Origin of the sequence: Streptomyces sp. TRM49041, assembly GCF_008271805.1 — a bacterium.
Classification (GTDB): Bacteria; Actinomycetota; Actinomycetes; order Streptomycetales; family Streptomycetaceae; genus Streptomyces.
This window is the reverse complement of the sequence record NZ_VSRY01000165.1, coordinates 187,433-204,583: the sequence shown is the minus strand read 5'-3', so window position 1 is coordinate 204,583 and position 17,151 is coordinate 187,433. Positions and strand designations below refer to the sequence as shown.

General features: G+C 70.3%; 8 protein-coding genes. 5 read left to right on the top strand and 3 right to left on the bottom strand.

Translation table 11 applies throughout. The annotated features are described in order from the left end of the window. The coding region (locus FVS66_RS28845) for an ATP/GTP-binding protein (RefSeq protein WP_149184162.1) at positions 1–543 on the top strand (543 nt) is incomplete at its 5' end. A gap of 218 nt (positions 544–761) precedes the next feature. On the opposite strand, the gene FVS66_RS28840 is transcribed toward FVS66_RS28845, so the two are convergent. Both FVS66_RS28840 and FVS66_RS28835 read right to left on the bottom strand, forming a co-directional pair. Then, on the bottom strand, positions 762–971 hold the full coding sequence (locus FVS66_RS28840) for an acyl-CoA carboxylase subunit epsilon (protein WP_149184161.1): 210 nt from the start codon (positions 969–971) through the stop codon (positions 762–764). A gap of 11 nt (positions 972–982) precedes the next feature. Then, positions 983–2,566, bottom strand: a complete 1,584-nt coding sequence (locus tag FVS66_RS28835; RefSeq protein ID WP_149184160.1) for an acyl-CoA carboxylase subunit beta — start codon at positions 2,564–2,566, stop codon at positions 983–985. A 292-nt stretch (positions 2,567–2,858) separates the two neighbouring features. Between FVS66_RS28835 and FVS66_RS28830 the strand changes: the two genes are divergently transcribed. The 3 genes from FVS66_RS28830 to FVS66_RS28815 are packed head-to-tail and all read left to right on the top strand — an operon-like array spanning position 2,859 to position 4,782. Next, complete coding sequence (locus FVS66_RS28830) at positions 2,859–3,146, top strand: hypothetical protein (protein ID WP_149184159.1); 288 nt, start codon at positions 2,859–2,861, stop codon at positions 3,144–3,146. 29 nt (positions 3,147–3,175) lie between these two features. Next, positions 3,176–3,361: a hypothetical protein gene (locus FVS66_RS28825; RefSeq protein WP_149184158.1), complete on the top strand. Its 186-nt coding sequence runs from the start codon at positions 3,176–3,178 to the stop codon at positions 3,359–3,361. Further along, entirely contained in the window at positions 3,358–4,782 is a 1,425-nt protein-coding gene (locus tag FVS66_RS28815; RefSeq protein WP_262387274.1) for an acyltransferase family protein, read from the top strand. Before FVS66_RS28825 ends, FVS66_RS28815 begins: the two co-directional genes overlap by 4 nt. A 19-nt stretch (positions 4,783–4,801) precedes the next feature. Here the strand turns inward: FVS66_RS28815 and FVS66_RS28810 are convergent, their stop codons facing one another. After that, a complete protein-coding gene (locus FVS66_RS28810; protein ID WP_222946990.1) occupies positions 4,802–6,247 on the bottom strand; it encodes an ATP-binding protein in 1,446 nt (481 codons plus the stop codon). Between the two features lie 581 nt (positions 6,248–6,828). Here FVS66_RS28810 and FVS66_RS28805 point away from each other — a divergent pair. Then, complete coding sequence (locus FVS66_RS28805; RefSeq protein ID WP_399226511.1) at positions 6,829–17,139, top strand: LamG-like jellyroll fold domain-containing protein; 10,311 nt, start codon at positions 6,829–6,831, stop codon at positions 17,137–17,139. Positions 17,140–17,151 lie beyond the last annotated feature (12 nt).

The following is a 17,151-nucleotide window of genomic DNA, read 5'->3' as shown; positions in this document are numbered from 1 at the left end:
ACCACCAGCGCGAAGATCGTGGTGGCGGGCGGCTTCGGCGTGGGCAAGACCACGTTCGTCGGCGCCGTCTCGGAGATCAACCCGCTGCGTACCGAGGCCGTCATGACGTCCGCGTCCGCGGGCATCGACGACCTCACCCACACCGGCGACAAGACCACGACGACCGTCGCCATGGACTTCGGCCGGATCACCCTGGACCAGGACCTGATCCTCTACCTCTTCGGCACACCCGGCCAGGACCGCTTCTGGTTCATGTGGGACGACCTCGTACGCGGCGCCATCGGAGCGATCGTACTCGTCGACACCCGACGCCTCGCCGACTGCTTCCCCGCCGTCGACTACTTCGAGAACAGCGGCCTCCCCTTCGTCATCGCCCTCAACGGCTTCGAAGGACACCAGCCCTACACCCCCGACGAAGTCCGCGAAGCACTCCAGATCGGCCCCGACACCCCCATCATCACCACCGACGCCCGCCACCGCGCGGACGCCAAGAGCGCACTCATCACCCTCGTCGAACACGCCCTCATGGCACGACTGCGGTAATGCGCCGCGGTGTTCGCACCGCTCGCCCTGGCTGAGGCCCGCACACCCACCGGTGTGGCGGGCCTCAGCCGTTCCCGGTCGCGGCCGTGGCACGGCGCCGTCGGCGGCGTGGCCGGAAAGGGACGCCGAAGGGCCCCGCACTCGCGATGAGTGCGGGGCCCTTCGTGACTGTACGAGGCCGGGCGGCCCGGGGCTGCCCGGGACCTGGAGCCGGGCGGTCAGCCCTGCCAGGAGTGCGGCGCCCGGAAGCCGGACTGGCGCTCCAGGCGGCGCCAGCCGGCCGTGGAGCGGACGCGGTGGGCCGGGGCGGCGGTCGGCCGGGCGTTGGCGCGGGCCAGTATGACGGCGGTGAGGGCGGCGAGCTCCTCGGGCGCGGCCTGGCCCTTCTCGACCCGGAGGAGGTTGGCGTCTGCCGTGGGCGTGGTCACAGGTGCTCCTCTTACTGCGGCGGGTTGCCGTGTTTGCGGGACGGCAGGTCGGCGTGCTTGGTGCGGAGCATGGCGAGGGACCTGATCAGGACCTCGCGGGTCTCGGCGGGGTCGATGACGTCGTCGACCAGGCCGCGCTCCGCGGCGTAGTAGGGGTGCATCAGCTCGGCCTTGTACTCCTTGACCATGCGGGAGCGCATGGCCTCGGGGTCCTCGGCGTCGGCGATCTGCCGACGGAAGATGACATTGGCGGCGCCCTCGGCGCCCATGACGGCGATCTCGTTGGTGGGCCAGGCGTAGGTGAGGTCGGCGCCGATGGACTGGGAGTCCATGACGATGTACGCCCCGCCGTACGCCTTGCGCAGGATCAGCGAGATGCGCGGCACGGTCGCGTTGCAGTACGCGTACAGCAGCTTGGCACCGTGCCGGATGATGCCGCCGTGCTCCTGGTCGACGCCGGGCAGGAAGCCGGGGACGTCGAGGAGCGTGACGATCGGGATGTTGAAGGCGTCGCACATCTGGACGAAGCGGGCGGCCTTCTCGGACGCCTCGATGTCCAGCACACCGGCGAGGGTCTGCGGCTGGTTGGCGACGATGCCGACGACCTGGCCGTCCAGACGGGCGAGGGCGCAGACGATGTTGCGGGCCCAGCGCTCGTGGATCTCCAGGTAGTCGCCGTCGTCGACGAGCTCCTCGATGACCTTGTGCATGTCGTACGGCCGGTTGCCGTCCGCGGGCACCAGGTCGAGCAGCATGTCGCCGCGGCGGTCCGCGGGGTCCTCGCTCGGGTGGACCGGCGGGTTCTCGCGGTTGTTGGACGGCAGCATCGACAGGAGGTAGCGGACCTCGGCGATGCAGGTCTCCTCGTCGTCGTACGCGAAGTGCGCGACGCCGGAGGTCTCCGCGTGGACGTCGGCGCCGCCGAGCCCGTTCTGCGTGATCTCCTCACCGGTGACGGCCTTCACGACGTCCGGGCCGGTGATGAACATCTGCGAGGTGTCGCGGACCATGAAGACGAAGTCCGTGAGGGCGGGGCTGTAGGCCGCGCCGCCGGCGCACGGGCCGAGCATCACGGAGATCTGCGGGATGACACCGGACGCCTTGGTGTTGCGCTGGAAGATGCCGCCGTACCCGGCGAGGGCGGAGACGCCCTCCTGGATACGGGCGCCGGCGCCGTCGTTGAGGGAGACGAGCGGGGCGCCGGCCGCGATGGCCATGTCCATGATCTTGTGGATCTTGGTGGCGTGGGCCTCGCCGAGCGCACCGCCGAAGATCCGGAAGTCATGCGCGTAGACGAAGACCGTGCGGCCGTCGACCGTGCCCCAGCCGGTGATGACACCGTCGGTGTAGGGCTTCTTGTGCTCCAGGCCGAAACCGGTCGCCCGGTGCCGGCGCAGCTGCTCGACCTCCCGGAACGAGCCCTCGTCCAGCAGGAGCTCGATGCGCTCCCGAGCGGTCAGCTTGCCCTTGGCGTGCTGCGCCTCGGTGGCGCGCTCACTCGGGCCGCGCCGGGCCTCCTCGCGCAGGGCGTGCAGCTCGGCCACACGCCCGCGGGCGTCGGTGGGCTCGCCCTGGGTTTCGTCCACAACGGTCATGCACCGACCCTACGGAGCCGACCAAGGAAAACCCGCCGTTGACTCCGTACAGTCTCCGGACTGATCTGCTGTGTGCCCTGAACAGAACCGTTTCGGGGTGCAGCCGAAGTGCCAGCGTTGCACCCCGATGGCTTGTGGGATGTCCACAAGCGGGTCGTCCGGGAGTCGGGGCGGGCCGGCTCCGGGCCGCCTGGCGGCGACGAGCGGCGCACGCGGTGCCGGGGGTGATCCGCAGCCGCGGGGCGGGCCCGGCGGACAGTACCTCGGCGGACGGGTCGTGGGCGAGGACCCGGTGCGCGCCAGACGGTGCCAGGTGGTCTCCAAGGGCCGCCCGGTGCGGGGCGGCTCGCCGATGTGCGGGGCGGCGGTGCGGCCGCGCCGCCGTACGGCGACGCTCGCCGGGGCGGTGCCGGTGAGCGGCCCCACCGTACCGGGCTGCCGGAAGTCGGCGAAGGTCAGGCCCGGGGAGGGTACGCGTGCGGCCCGCCGGGCGACGGTGTTGTCGAGGGCCTCCAGCCGGCGGGGGTCGGCGGCGCGGGCGGCGACGGTGCGGGGGGTGGCGCCCGGCATCACCGGATAGGCGTACACCCCATCGGCCGGGTCTGTGCCGTGGTCGAGCCAGAGGATCTGGTACCGGCGGGTGCGGCGCGCGGCGCCGGAGGTGGTGTTGTCGACACCGGCGACGGCGGCCGTGACGGACACCTGCGCGGCGCCGACTTCTTCGGCTTCTTCGGCTTCTTCGGCTTCTTCGACACCGAGCAGTTCCCGCTGATGACCTTCGATGACCTTCGATGACCTTCCGCTCGACCACCGCCGAGGCGCTGGGCGGCGACGGCTACCGGATCACCGGCGATCTCACCATCAAGGACGTGACCCGGCCGCCCTGCCGGCTCCCCGCAGCCCGGGGCGGACGCTCGGCGTTCCGCAAGCCCCGCACGCCCCGCAGGCCCTGCAGGCCCCGCACGCCCCGCAGGCCCCGCACACCCCGCAGGCCCCGCACGGACCGCACGACCCCCGCGGGCGGACCGCCAGAGGCCGGCACCGATAATCGCGCCATGCGACGCACCTCCCGCCCGGGTCGACGACCGGCCGCCGACCTGTCCGGAAGAGACCGCCTGCCCTCACTGACCGGGCTGCGTTTCTGGGCCGCGCTGGTGGTCGTCCTGTACCACCTGTCCCGGCAGGTCGGGCAGATCCCCTGGGTCAGTGACGCCACCTGGTACGGCCGCAGCGGCGTGACGTTCTTCTTCGTCCTGTCCGGCTTCGTCCTGGCGTGGACGTACGACGGTCGGCGTGTGCCGGCCAAGGTCTTTCTGTGGCGGCGGTTCGCGCGGATCTGGCCGCTGCTCGCCGCGACGACGGCGCTGTCCGTGGCGGCGTACCTCGCACTGGGCAAGGAGGTGACCGTCAAGGCGGTCGCGGCGACCCTGCTCCTGGTGAACGCCTGGACACCCGATCCCGTCATACTGCGGGGCGGCAACCCCGCCGCCTGGTCCCTCAGCGACGAGGCGTGGTTCTACCTGCTCTTCCCGCTGCTCCTGGCCCTCCCGGCGATGCGCTCGGCACGCGGCCGCCGCCGCGTCGCGGCCGTGGCATGCGTGGGCGTGGTGCTCGTGTGGCTCGCCGGAGCGGTCATCACCGACCCGGCGGTCCGCGCCTGGGCCCTCGGCTACCTTCCCGTGACGCGCACCCTCCAGTTCCTGCTGGGCGTGGCGGCCGGACTCGCGGTGGCCCGCGGCTGGCGCCCGCCCGTCTCGCTGGGCCCGGCGGTGGCGCTCGTCGTGGCGTGGCACCTTGCCCTGATCCCGTGGTCGCACGCGGCACCCGACTCCCTCTGGTACAGCCCGTACCAGGCGTCGCAGCTGCTCTCCACTCCGTTCTTCGCCCTGCTCGTGGCCGCCGCCGCGCACGCCGACCTCCAGGGCCGCCGGACGGGCCTCGCCGACCGCTGGTCCATCCGCCTCGGGCACTGGTCGTTCGCCTGGTACCTCGTCCACGAGATCGTCATCCGGGTATGTGTGGGTGTGTACGGCCGACCCGTCGGCCTCCTGGACACAGCCCAGGTGTGGCTGCTGGTGATCGCGGCCAGCCTGGCCCTGTCGGCAGCGGCGTACCACTGGATCGAACACCCCCTGGAACGCCTGCTGCGCGGCACGGGCCCGCAACCCTCCGGCTCGGGGCGCCATGCCCCCGCGCGGTCCGGCACACGATCGTGACGGGACTTGTCCGAGCCTCTCATTCCCCCTCGTACAGCCTTCTCAAGTCCACGAGGATCACCTCTCCCCGGCCTTCCGCGGCCCGCAGCTCCTCGGTGAACCCGGCTCCGCTGTAGCAGGCGGGCCGGGCATGGGATGTGTCGATTCCCTTGGCCCGCAGCAGGGCGAGCGCGTGCCGCAGTCGTTCCAGGTGTCCCACACCCATGGTCTGATCCCACTTGGCCTCCCCCACCGACAGCAGCACGCCGACGTCCTGCCCCATGGCGCCCCGCACCACCACATCGACCTCGATGCTCGTGCGGGCCGCGGGATCCGCCACCGTCCCGTACGAGACGTCGATCGGCATTCCGCCGAAGGTCTCCGGGCCGGCGAAGTGGCACACCCAGTCTCGGCACAGCTGCTCGAAGTGGGGACCCACCACGGCCGACAGAAACCGGGCGCGGCTCCCGTCCCACACCTGATCCGCCATCCCGCGGTCCAGCAGGGGCAGCCTGGGCCGGGAGACGGCATGGTCGAAGGCGATGAGCGGCTCGGCCACACGGTAGGTGCTGCGGTTCCTGCGGAAGGCGTCGGTTTCCCGGCGTACGAGGCCGCAGTCCTGAAGGACCGTGAGCGGGTGCGTGATGTCGCTGGTGGGGCGCTCGAGACAGCCGGCGATTCCACCGGCCGTCGCGTTGCCCGAGGCCAGCGCCGCCAGTACGGAGTGGTACAAGGCGCGGTCCCGCAGATCTGCCTCGTCGGCCAGGAGATAGCGCGCCTCGCGGTACAGCGGGCAGCGCGGCGACAGGACGGTCCGGCACACCCAGTCGTCGAAGTCCCGGAGACCGGCTGGGACGTCGTCGCGCACGAACTCCCGCCGGTACGCGGGCGTGCCGCCCACCACGCTGTGCACGAGGACGGCGAGGCGCTGTTCCTCGATACCCCAGAACGCCGCGGACTGCCGGAAGTCGAGTGGCTGGACCACCAGTTCCAGGCTCGCGCGACCACGTAGGGGGGACGTACCGCTGAGGAGTCCTCCCATGAAAGCGAGCGAGCTGCCGCACAGCAGCAGCCGGGTACGGGATTCCAGCCGCTCGGGCCGCCGGGGACCATATGCGACTTGAAGGATGGACGGAAGAGCCGGGGTGGCCCGAGTGAGGTAGGGGAACTCATCGAGTACGACAGGCACGGGGCGATCCCGGCCCAGCGCGAGCAGGGCGTCGACACCCTGCTCCCAGCGGTCGAAGCGCAGGGGCGCGGCGGCACCCGTGTAAAGGGCCAGTTCCTCGCCGAACCGCCGCAGCGACTCCGCTTCCGTGGCCTCGTACGCACAGAAGTAGAACCCTCCCGCCGCCCGGGCGATTGAGTCGAGGAGAAAGGACTTGCCCTGTCGCCGTCGCCCCGAGACCACCGCCATCGTCGCCTCTGGGCCGGGATCCTGGACGAAGGCGGAGAGCTCACTCCATTCCCAGTCCCGATCGAACATGTCGGATGGCTTCGGGAGATTTCGACGCTGTCCGGCCATGGGGCCACACCTCCGTGGTTGACCATCGAGGAAGCGCACTTCCGGGAAGTACGTTTCCCCAACGACCCCTCTGACCACCGGGTCACGCCTGCCGCAGCTCCGTCGCGGCGTCCACACATCAGCCGCACCCTTTCACCTGATTTGACGCATGATCAATTTCACATAAAGAGTAAAGATCTTGTGAATGGCGCGATGAGCGGCCTAAAAGTGTGCCCTCTTGATCACCACCCGTGGGGGGCCGGTCCGTGCGCGTCGCGCGTTCTCTTGTCACATCCGTGGCCTTCGTCATGGCCGCGCTCGCCGGAATGGAGCACGCGGCTCTCGCGGTGGGCGCCTGGGCCGGACCGTCGGCCGTCGACCCGGGCGACCGGCCGGAGCAGCCCTGGGGCAGTGCCGACGGGCGTGGCCATCGGGCCGACGCGAGCCAGACGCAGGCAGGTGCGTCCGGAGGGCGTGACCGTGCGCTGACCGCTCCTGGCCAGCTCGGCCAGGAGGAGGGCGTGTCGGAAGTCAAGCTGCCCGGCACCCCCAAGCCGCCCGCGATGGGCAAGCCCGAGCTGGTGCCCGCGCCGAAGGCCGAAGAGCGCGTGGGCCGCTTCGACGAGAAGACCAGCAAAGAACTCCCCGACCAGCGCGCCGAGCACGCCCGGACGTTCCTGAACACGGACGGCACGTACACCACCCGCTTCTACAACGAGCCTGTCAACTTCGAGCGCACCAAGGGTGTGTGGGAGAAGATCGACACCACGCTCGTCAGGCCGTCGGGCCCCCGCGCCATGAGCACCACGGAGACCGGCGACATCTGGCAGCCGGCTTCCACTCAGGCGAGCATCGCCTTCGGCGAGTTCGGTGATGCCGCGCCGCTGGCCCGGATCACCATGGCGGACGGAATGTCGGTTGGCTACTCCGTGGAGGGGGCCGCACACGTCCAGGGGCAGGCTCGCGGGAGCGCCATCACCTACTCCGGCCTGCTCCCGTCCGCCGACCTCGAACTTCTCGCGGGTAACGCCGCGGTGAAGGAGGTCCTGGTCCTGAAGGACAAGGGCGCCCCGACCGAGTGGCGCTTCCCACTGGAACTGGAGGGGCTGACCGCCCAGTTGGACGCCCACGGCGGAGTGGTCTTCACGGACGCCGCCGGAGCCGAGCGTGCCCGGATGCCGCGTGGCTGGATGGAGGACTCGAACCTCGCCGAGAACGCCAATCAGGGTGTGCTGTCCGACCAGGTCACCTACGGGCTGACCACCGAGGACGGCCGCCAGGTCCTGACCGTGTCCCTCGACGAGGCGTGGCTGGCCGATCCCGAGCGGGTCTACCCCATCCGGGTCGACCCCTCGGTGAACTCGTTCAACGCCACCTCCGGTACGTACGTGCAGTACCCGTACAACACCAACTTCTCGACCGACACGGTCCTGAAGGTGGGCACGTACGACGGCGGCGGGCACAAGGCAGCGTCCTTCCTGCGCTTCACCGGAGTGGAGACGACGCTCAAGAACGCGTGGGTGCTCGCCGCCGACCTGGCCGTCTACAACACCTGGTCGTACTCCTGCAACGCCCGGCCGGTCACGGTCCACCCCATCACGTCCAACTGGGCCGAGGGCACCACCAACCAGTACCCCGGTCCGGCCACCGGCGCGTCCCTCGCCTCGAAGAGCTTCGCCCACGGCTGGCGGCCTTCCGGCACGACAACCTGGTCATGCGGGCCCGCCTGGGAGAGCATCCCGCTCGGCTCCGCGGGGCGGCAGCTCATCGACGACTGGACCCACGGCCGCAAGAAGAACTACGGCCTGGCGGTCAAGGCCTCCGTCTCCGACTCGGCCGCCTGGAAGCAGTTCGGCTCGGACGACTACCCCAACGGCAAGCCGAGTCTGGACATCAGCTGGACCAAGTACGGCGCCACGTACACGCTCGGTCAGTTCCTCAGCCCGGTGAACGCCACCACCGAGAGCGCGATGCGTGTCACGGTCACCAACCAGGGGCAGGAGACCTGGCTCAAGGGCGGCAACGTCAAGCTGCGCTACATCCTGTACGACGCCGACAACAAGGAGATCACCGACTCCACAAAGATCCGGTGGACTCCCCTACCCGTCGACGTACCGCCGGGTGGCAGCGTCACCCTCGACGGCAAGATCGCACCACTCGCACCTGCCACGTACACCCTCCGGTGGACGATGGACGATTTCGGTGTCACCACGTTCACCAGCCAGGGCATCCCGGCGCCCGGAGTGAAGTTCTCCGCCGTCAATATCCCACCGCACCTCACGGCGGCCTCGCCGGCCAGCGGCGTCGTCGTCGACTCTCTCACGCCGACCCTCTGGGCAGCCGGCGCGGACCAGGACCGCTACCCGCAGGCCCTGCAGTACCAGTTCGAGGTCTGTGAGGTCGAGGGCAAGGACACGCGCAAGAACTGCCGCACCAACACGCGTGGGCCCGCTCAGCAGTGGGCCGTGCCCGCCGGATGGCTCACGTGGGGCAAGACGTACGCCTGGTACGCCTACGCCTACGACGGTGCCGCCACCTCGGCCCGCCCGGGCCCCGCTCTGTTCACGACCGAGGTTCCGCAGCCCGCCGTCACGAGCAGCCTCGGCGGCTCCGACACGGGCCGCGAGTTCGGATCCCGCGCCGGCAACTTCACCACCGCCGCCACCGACGCCGCGCTCTCCACGGTCGGCCCCGAACTGGCGGTCACCCGCACGTACAACTCCCTCGACCCGCGTACCGACGGCGCGTTCGGCGCCGGATGGAGCACGCGCTGGGACGCGCGACTTGTCGAGGAGACACAGAACCAGAGCGTTCTGATCACGGCTGCCGACGGCTCCCAGGCCCGGTACGGGCAGAACCCGGACGGCACGTACGCCGGGCCGACGGGCTCCACGAGCGAGCTGACCCGGCAGACCGACGGCTGGGTGCTGCGGGACCGGTCCGGCGCCACCTACCACTTCAGCCCCACCGGGTTCCTCAGCCGGATAGTCGACGGCGCCGGGCGCGGCCAGACCCTGCGCCGCACGGCGCCGGACAGCGGCCCCCTCGTCGAGGTCGTCGACGACCTGTCCGGCCGCAGCATCTCCTTCACCTGGAGCGGCAGCCGCGTGTCCGCGATAACGACGAGCGCCATCGACGCCACCAAGCCCGGCCTGACGTGGACGTACACCTACACCGGCGACAGGCTGACCAAGGTCTGCCCGCCGTCGTCCACCACCGAGTGCACGACCTACACCTACGAGGACGGCTCCGTGTACCGGTCCGTCGTCCTGGACTCCAACCCCCAGTCGTACTGGCGTCTGGGCGAGTCCGAGGGCTCCGTCGTCCGCAGCGAGGCCCCGTCCCGCACGGGCCTCAATGACGCCCTCTACCGCGATGTCGTTCTCGGTTCGGCTCCCGCCGTCGCCGGGACCACCGACACCTCGGCGACGTTCAACGGAACCGACTCCGTCATCGAGCTGCCGGACAGCACCCTGAAGGGCTCCGCGTTCGTCTCGGTCGAGATGTGGTTCAAGACGACCGAGCCGGGTGTACTGGCGTCCCTCCAGGATGCCGAGGCCGGTCAGCGTCCCACGCAGTACAGCCCGTATCTGAACGTCGACACCGACGGAAAGCTGCGCGGCCAGTTCTACACGACGGAGCACGGCGGCACGAAGCCGATCGTTTCCGCCCAGCCCGTCGACGACGGCGCCTGGCACCACGTGGTTCTCGCCGGCGCGGCCACCACACAGACCCTCTACCTCGACGGTGTGAAGGTGGGCAGCCTCACCGGCACGATCCAGGCGCGCGACGGCCAGCACGCCTACATCGGCTCCGGCTGGGGCAACGAGGGCTGGATGGGTGTCCCGGCCGACACCTACTTCTTCAACGGCGCCATCGACGACGTGGCCGTCTACTACCACGCCCTGGATCCGGGAACGGTCGCCGAGCACTACGCGGCCCGCACCGCCGCCGGCCTGATGACGAAGGTCGTGCTGCCCTCCGGGCGGACGCACGCCACCGCGCAGTACGACCCGGTCACGGCCCGGCTGGTCAGTACGACCGACGAGAACGGTGGAGTGTGGAAGGTCTCCGCCGAGACCTACAGCAGTGGCTCGGCCGCCTACGCGAACGCGGTTCACACCTCCTCCCCGGCCGGCTACTGGCGTCTCAACGAGCGCAGCGGCGCGGTGGTGGGGAGCCAGACCGGCGACGCCACCGACGGCTCGTACCACGGCGGGGTGGACCTGGGGCTCCCCGGTGCCTTCGCCGACGGGGACGACACGGCGGCGGGCTTCGGATCCGGCGCGTACGCGCAGATCCCCGAGGAGGTATTGCACAGCAGCACAGACCTGGCGGTGGAGCTGTGGTTCCGCACCAGCGAGCCCGGCGTACTCGTGGGTGACCAGGGCGCGCCGCTCGACGGGGCGACCACGTCCACCGGCGGCTGGACGCCCCTGCTGTACGTGGGGTCCGACAACAAGCTGCACGGCAAGTTCTACACCGTGCCGGCCCTGACAACGACGCCGCTGGCGTCCGCCGTGACGGTCGCCGACGGCGAATGGCACCACGCCGTGATCTCCGCATCCGGCAGTGTCCAGACCCTCTACCTGGACGGGATCAAGCAGGGCACCCTCAACGCCGCAGTCAACCACCAGGCGAACAAGTACACGTACATCGGCGCCGGATTCGCACAGGGCTGGCCCTCCACCCCCGGTGACGTGAGCTTCTTCCCCGGCCAGATCGACGAGGTCGCCATCTACGACCAGCCGCTCGACGCGACCGCCGTGGCCGGCCACTACCGCGCCAGAAAGGGACTCGTCGCCGGAAACGGCGGTCAGTTCCGCAGCACCATGGTCGCCGACGGCCCGTCCGCCTACTGGCGGTTCGACGAGTCCTCCGGCACCACCGCCCGCAGCGTCGTCGCCGACGGGCACGCGAACGGCACCTACGACTCCGTGACCCTGGGCGCGGCCGGCATCTTCGGCCGCGGCGACAACCCGTCCGTGTACATGGGCGGCAGCGGCAGCGTCCACGTCCCCGAGGAACCGGTGGCGGGTCGCACCAGCCTGGCGATGGAGCTGTGGTTCCGCACCAAGAAGGCGAACGGCGTGCTCCTCGCCTTCCAGAACACGCCCATCGGGCAGAAGCCCACGAACTGGCGGCCGCTGCTCACGATCGACTCGGCCGGAAAGCTCCGGGGCCGGTTCGTGATGAGCGACAGCGCCCCGGCACCCCTCACCTCCGCGGTCAGCGTCACGGACGGTCAATGGCACCATGTCGTGCTGACCGGCTCGGGCACCACCCATGGGCTCTACCTCGACGGATCGCCGATCGGCTCGCTGAGCGGCACTCTGATCGACCAGTCGCTGCCCTACGCCTACTGGGGCGCGGGATACGCCAGCCCCGGCTGGATGGGCGTCACGGAAGGTACTTACCACTACTCCGGCGACCTCGACGAGGCCGCGTTCTACGACCACGCCCTGTCCGCGCGGCAGGTCGCCGCGCACTACAGTGCCCACGCCCGCAGCTCCGCCTCCGCCCTGGCCTCCACGGTCGCCGTCACCGACCCGGCCGGGCACACGACGAGCACCACCTATGACGCCCTCCGTGGCAAGCGGCTCCTGCGCGTCACCGACGCGGAGGGCGGCACGACGTCGTACAGCTACGACTCGGGCGGCTTCCTGCACACGATCGCCGACCCCAACGGCCATCTCGTGATCACCGGGCACGACGCGGCGGGCAACCCCGTGACGCGGACCACCTGCCGTGACGCCGACTCGTGCTGGACGTCGTTCGCGACGTACCACCGCAACACCGACGACCCGCTCGATCCGCGCAACGGCAAGGTCCTGACCGAGTCCGACGCCCGGTCCACGAGCAGCGGCGACGCCCGTTACCGCACCACGCACACCTACAACAGCCTCGGGCTGCGGACGTCGACGAAAATCGCCGACGGCCGCACCGCCACCATCACGTACACCGACGGCACGGAAGCCGCCGTCGGTGGCGGCACCGCACCCGCCGGGCTCGTCGAGACGGAGGAGACCCCGAGCGGCGCGACGACGGCGTACGCGTACTTCCCCAACGGCGACCTGGCGCGCGTCACGACGCCCTCCGGGCTCGTCACCGCCTTCTCGTACGACGGGCTGGGCCGGAAGCTCTCCGAGACACAGATCTCCGACACGTTCCCCGAGGGCGTCACCACGACGTTCGCGTACAACGCCCAGTCGAAGGTCGTCACCGAGACGGGCGCCGGGGTGAAGAACGAGCTCACCGGCACCACGCACACCGCGAAGATCAGCCGCACGTTCGATCCGGACGGCGCCCTGCTCTCCGAGACGGTGGAGGACACCACCGGAGGAGACACCGCCCGGACGGCGACCTACCGCTACAACACCTTCGGTCTGCAGGACCAGATCACGGACGCGGAGGGGCACAGCGCGACGTTCACGTACGACGGCCTCGGCCGGATCGTGGCGGAGACGGACGCGCTGGGCACCACGTACGCCCGGACGTACACGCCGCGCGGCCTGCACGCCGAAACGATTCTGAAGGGGTGGACGGGAGACCCGTCCGGCGAAACCCGCGACCTGGTCCTGGAGTCGCACGCGTACGACCCGGCAGGCCGCCTGGCGTCGAGCACGGACGCGATGGGCGCCACCACCGCGTACACGTACTTCGACGACGGTCTGCTCGCGACCACGACCGCCCGTCAGGTGACCGGGTCCGACGGCTCCCGCCGCGACATCGTCCTCTCGGCGAACACGTACGACGGCGCGGGTAACCTCGTCCGGCAGGTGACGGGTGGCGGCACGACGACGGTCACGCACAACGTCGATGCCACGGGCCGTACGACGCGCAGCGTGCTGGACCCCGAGGGCCTGGCACGGACGACGACGGTCGCTTACGACCCGGACGACCGCGTGACGGAGTCGACGGCGACCATCGACGGAACGGGCCGCGTCCTGACGGCGACCACCGAGTACGACGCGGCCGGCAACCCGGTCCGCGGCACGGTCACCGACGGCGCCGGCACGCCGCGCTCCACGGTGGCCACCTTCGACCAGCGCGGCATGCTCCTCTCCGAGACCAGCGCACGCGGCACGGAGGCAGGAGCCGACGCGGCGGCGCACACGACGACGTACCGCTACGACGCGCTGGGCCGCCTGGTGGAGACCAAGGCTCCGCCGGTGACGGCGGAGGAGAACGGAGCCACGGCGCAGACCGTCAGGCCGATCGTCCTGACCGGCTACAACACCTTCGGTGAGGCCACCGCGACGCGCGACCCGCGGGGCGCCGTCACGCGGGCGCAGTACGACAAGATGGGCCGGACCGCGGCGGTCACCCTCCCCGCGTACACGCCGCCCGGCGCCGCCGAACCGCTCACGGCGGTCATGCGGACGACGTACGACGCCCTGGGCCGCACAGCGACCGTCACCGACCCGCTGAACCGCACGACACGGTACGGCTACGACCAGCTCGGCCACCTGGTGCAGCGCACCGACCCGGTGGCGGGCGGCGCGCCGGACCTGCAGGAGCCGAGCCCGTTCACCACCGAGAACACGGACCTCGACGGCGCGGGGGTCACCCGGTACACCTGGACGCCGACCGGCCTACAGCTGTCCGCCACGGACCCGACGGGTGCACGGACCGAGACGACGTACGACGAGCTCGGCCGGATGCTGACGTCCACGACGGTCGAGCGGTACCCGGCGCTCCGCAACCTCACGACCCGCTACACATGGGACGACGGTGACCGCCAGACGGCGTCCACCTCCCCGGCGGGCCGTACCTCGACGGCCGCGTACAACCCGGCGGGCGAGCCGCTGACGGTGACGGACCCCGCCGGGGGCGTGACCCGGTTCGGATATGACGGCCTCGGCCGCCGCACGTCTGTCGTGGACGCCACGGGCCGTAAGAGCACGGTCGAGTACAACGCGCTGGGCCTCGCGACGACGGCCACCGACTACGGCACGTCGACGACGCCGCTGCGGTCCACCGCGCTTGAGTACGACGCGGACGGCAACCTGACGGCGACGGTCACGGCGACAGGTGCGCGCACCGCGTACACGGCGGACGCCCTGGGCCGCACGACCCGGATGGTGGAGCCGGTCAAGGACGGCGAGTCCGTCACGACGACCTTCGGCTACGACGCGGCGGGCAACCGCACACGCCTGACGGACGGACGCGGCAACACCACGGTCTACACGTTCAACGCGTGGGGACTGCCCGAGTCGACGATCGAACCGTCGACGGCCGCGCATCCGGCGGCTGCGGACCGCACCTGGACGACCGTGTACGACGCGGCGGGCCAGTCGCTCGCCGACCTGCTGCCCGGAGGGGTGAAGCGGGAGCGTACGTACGACGGCCTGGGCCGCCTCATCCGCGAGACCGGGACCGGCGCGGAGGCGACGACGGTCGACCGCGTCCTCGCCTACGACCTGGCGGACCGGATGACGGCCGCGGGCACGCATCTGACGACGCAGAACGCCTACACGTACAACGACCGCGGTCAGTTGCTGACGACGTCCGGACCGGCGGGCACATCGAGCTACACATACGACGACGACGGCAACATGACGGCCCGCACGGACTCGGCCGGCACGACGACGTACGGCTACGACCTGGCCGGGCGCCTGAACCGGACGGACGACCCGGTGACCGGCGCACAGACCTGGACGTCCTACGACGCGGCGGGCCGTCTGACCGCGGAGGAGCACAGGCGCCTGTCGTCGGACGGCTTGAGCTGGGCGGTCGAGGCGAAGCGCGGCTACACGTACGACGCGCTGGGCCGCCTGACGGACGACCGGACGACCACGGGCGACGGCACGACGACGCTGACGCGTCTGGGCTACGGCTACGACGCGGACGACCGCCTGGTACGCAAGGAGACGGAGGGCACGGCGGGCGCGGGCGTACAGACGTACGCCTACGACCTGGCGGGCCGCCTGGCGTCGGCGACAAACGGCACGGTGACGACGCCGTACGCGTGGGACGCGGCGGGCAACCGCACCCTGGCGGGCACGGCGACGGCCCAGTACGACGAGCGCAACCGCCTGCTGGCGGACGGCACGAGCACGTACGCCTACACGCCACGGGGCACGCTGGCCTCGGTCCGGACGACCGGGCAGCCGGAGCGCCCGCTGACCTTCGACGCCTTCGAGCGCAAGGTCGGCGACGGCCAGGCCACTTACGCCTACGACTCACTCGACCGGATGCTGAGCCGAGGCGAGACGACCTTCGTCTACGACGGCGGCTCCAACAACCTGGTCTCGGACGGAACGACCGAGTACACACGCACCCCGAACGGCACGCTGTTGGCCGCCGCCACGGGCACGACGAAGCAGCGCCTGCTGACGGACCAGCACACGGACGTGGTCGCGGCACTGACGGCCGACGGCTCGGCGGTGGCCGGCTCCACGTCGTACGACCCCTTCGGCAAGCCCCAGGCGACCTCGGGCACGACCCCGTCCCTGGGTTACCAGTCCGGCTACACCGACCCCGACAACGGCGACGTCAACATGGCGGCCCGCTGGTACCAGCCCGGCACAGGCGGCTTCGCCTCCCGCGACACCTGGCTCCTGGACCCCACCCCGTCGTCCCATGCCAACCGCTATGGGTACGGCGCAGGCGACCCTGTCAATAACACGGACCCGACTGGCCACAAGGTGTGTGTCCTCGGTGTCTGCACTCCCAGCTACATAGACGCGGGCATCCGACAACTGGAGCAATACGCCAACTCCGCAGGCAGCAGTATCAAAAGCGGCGGGGGATCCGCCCTACGGTGGGGCAGCCGACTCACCGGCATCTTCGGTCTGGCTATCGGTGTGATCGCTGACGCCAAGCCAGTCGGCTATAGCGACACGTGCACCGCCAGGTACGGGGTGGACTGTCTGCAGCGAGCAAAGATGAGGGAGTATCAGCCCAGCAAGGGCTGCTACGGCAGTAGCCACTGCTACCCCGGTCAGACCTCCGGCACCTACACCCCCACCAAAACAACGGGTGCCGTCGGGGGCAGCACTGGCACGAGCACCAGCGTCGCAAGCAAGAGCGGTGTCGGTCGACGCGGTGTCTGCCGATATGCCTGCACCATTAGGCCACCCGCGCCGCCTATTGACCAGAACCCCAACAACGGCCCCAACCCTGTCCCAGCCCCCGACCGCCCCAAGCCCGACTGGGGCATACAGCCGGGAGGCTGGAAGCCCGGAGACGGCTGGCAGCTCATCGTCGGCGTCCTGGAAATGGCCGCACTCACCGAGAACGGCGCATACACGCCCGACGAGGAGATCGCGGCCGACTACAGCATGTCCCGCCTTGTGACGCCTGAAACAGACGGCGAGCACGAACCGGAGTCTGGCACCCCCGTACGTCGGCAGGACTGCCGCAAGGGCAACACGGCTGTGCACTACATGCCGCTGGACAATCTCGGCCGAGCACAAGGCGTGGTCGCCTGCCTCAACAAGGGCGACTACAACTACGTACACTCTGAGAAGGTAGACGGCCACCTTGGCGTGGAGTCGGGCTGGGCCCTTAACAGTAACGAGACGATGATCGTCGGTACGCCCACGGAGTATCCGACCAACTGGGAGCACGTCCCGCCGGGCTACCGTGGCCGCAAGGAGAATCACCACCGCGGCCACTTGCTGGCCCGCTCGTTGGGTGGGGATGGCAGAGACCTTCGCAATCTTGTCCCGCTGTACGCGAACGTGAACAGCGTGACAATGAAGGCCTATGAAATCGCCTTGGAGAAGCGGACTCAGACCGGAGAGACCATCTACTATCAGGTCACGGCGCACTACGAGGGGAACCGTCCCATGCCTGACTACCTGAACCTTCAGTGGGTAGGTGACGTCGGAGGCTCGGGCAGTGTGCGTATCGACAACGTGCCTTAGGAGAGGAAGTTG

Bases quoted from the DNA above. Each gene is read 5' to 3' on its own strand.
- FVS66_RS28835 (WP_149184160.1), bottom strand. From the start codon at position 2,566: ATGACCGTTGTGGACGAAACCCAGGGCGAGCCCACCGACGCCCGCGGG.
- FVS66_RS28815 (WP_262387274.1), top strand. From the start codon at position 3,358: ATGACCTTCCGCTCGACCACCGCCGAGGCGCTGGGCGGCGACGGCTAC.
- FVS66_RS28810 (WP_222946990.1), bottom strand. From the start codon at position 6,247: ATGTTCGATCGGGACTGGGAATGGAGTGAGCTCTCCGCCTTCGTCCAG.
- FVS66_RS28805 (WP_399226511.1), top strand. From the start codon at position 6,829: ATGGGCAAGCCCGAGCTGGTGCCCGCGCCGAAGGCCGAAGAGCGCGTG.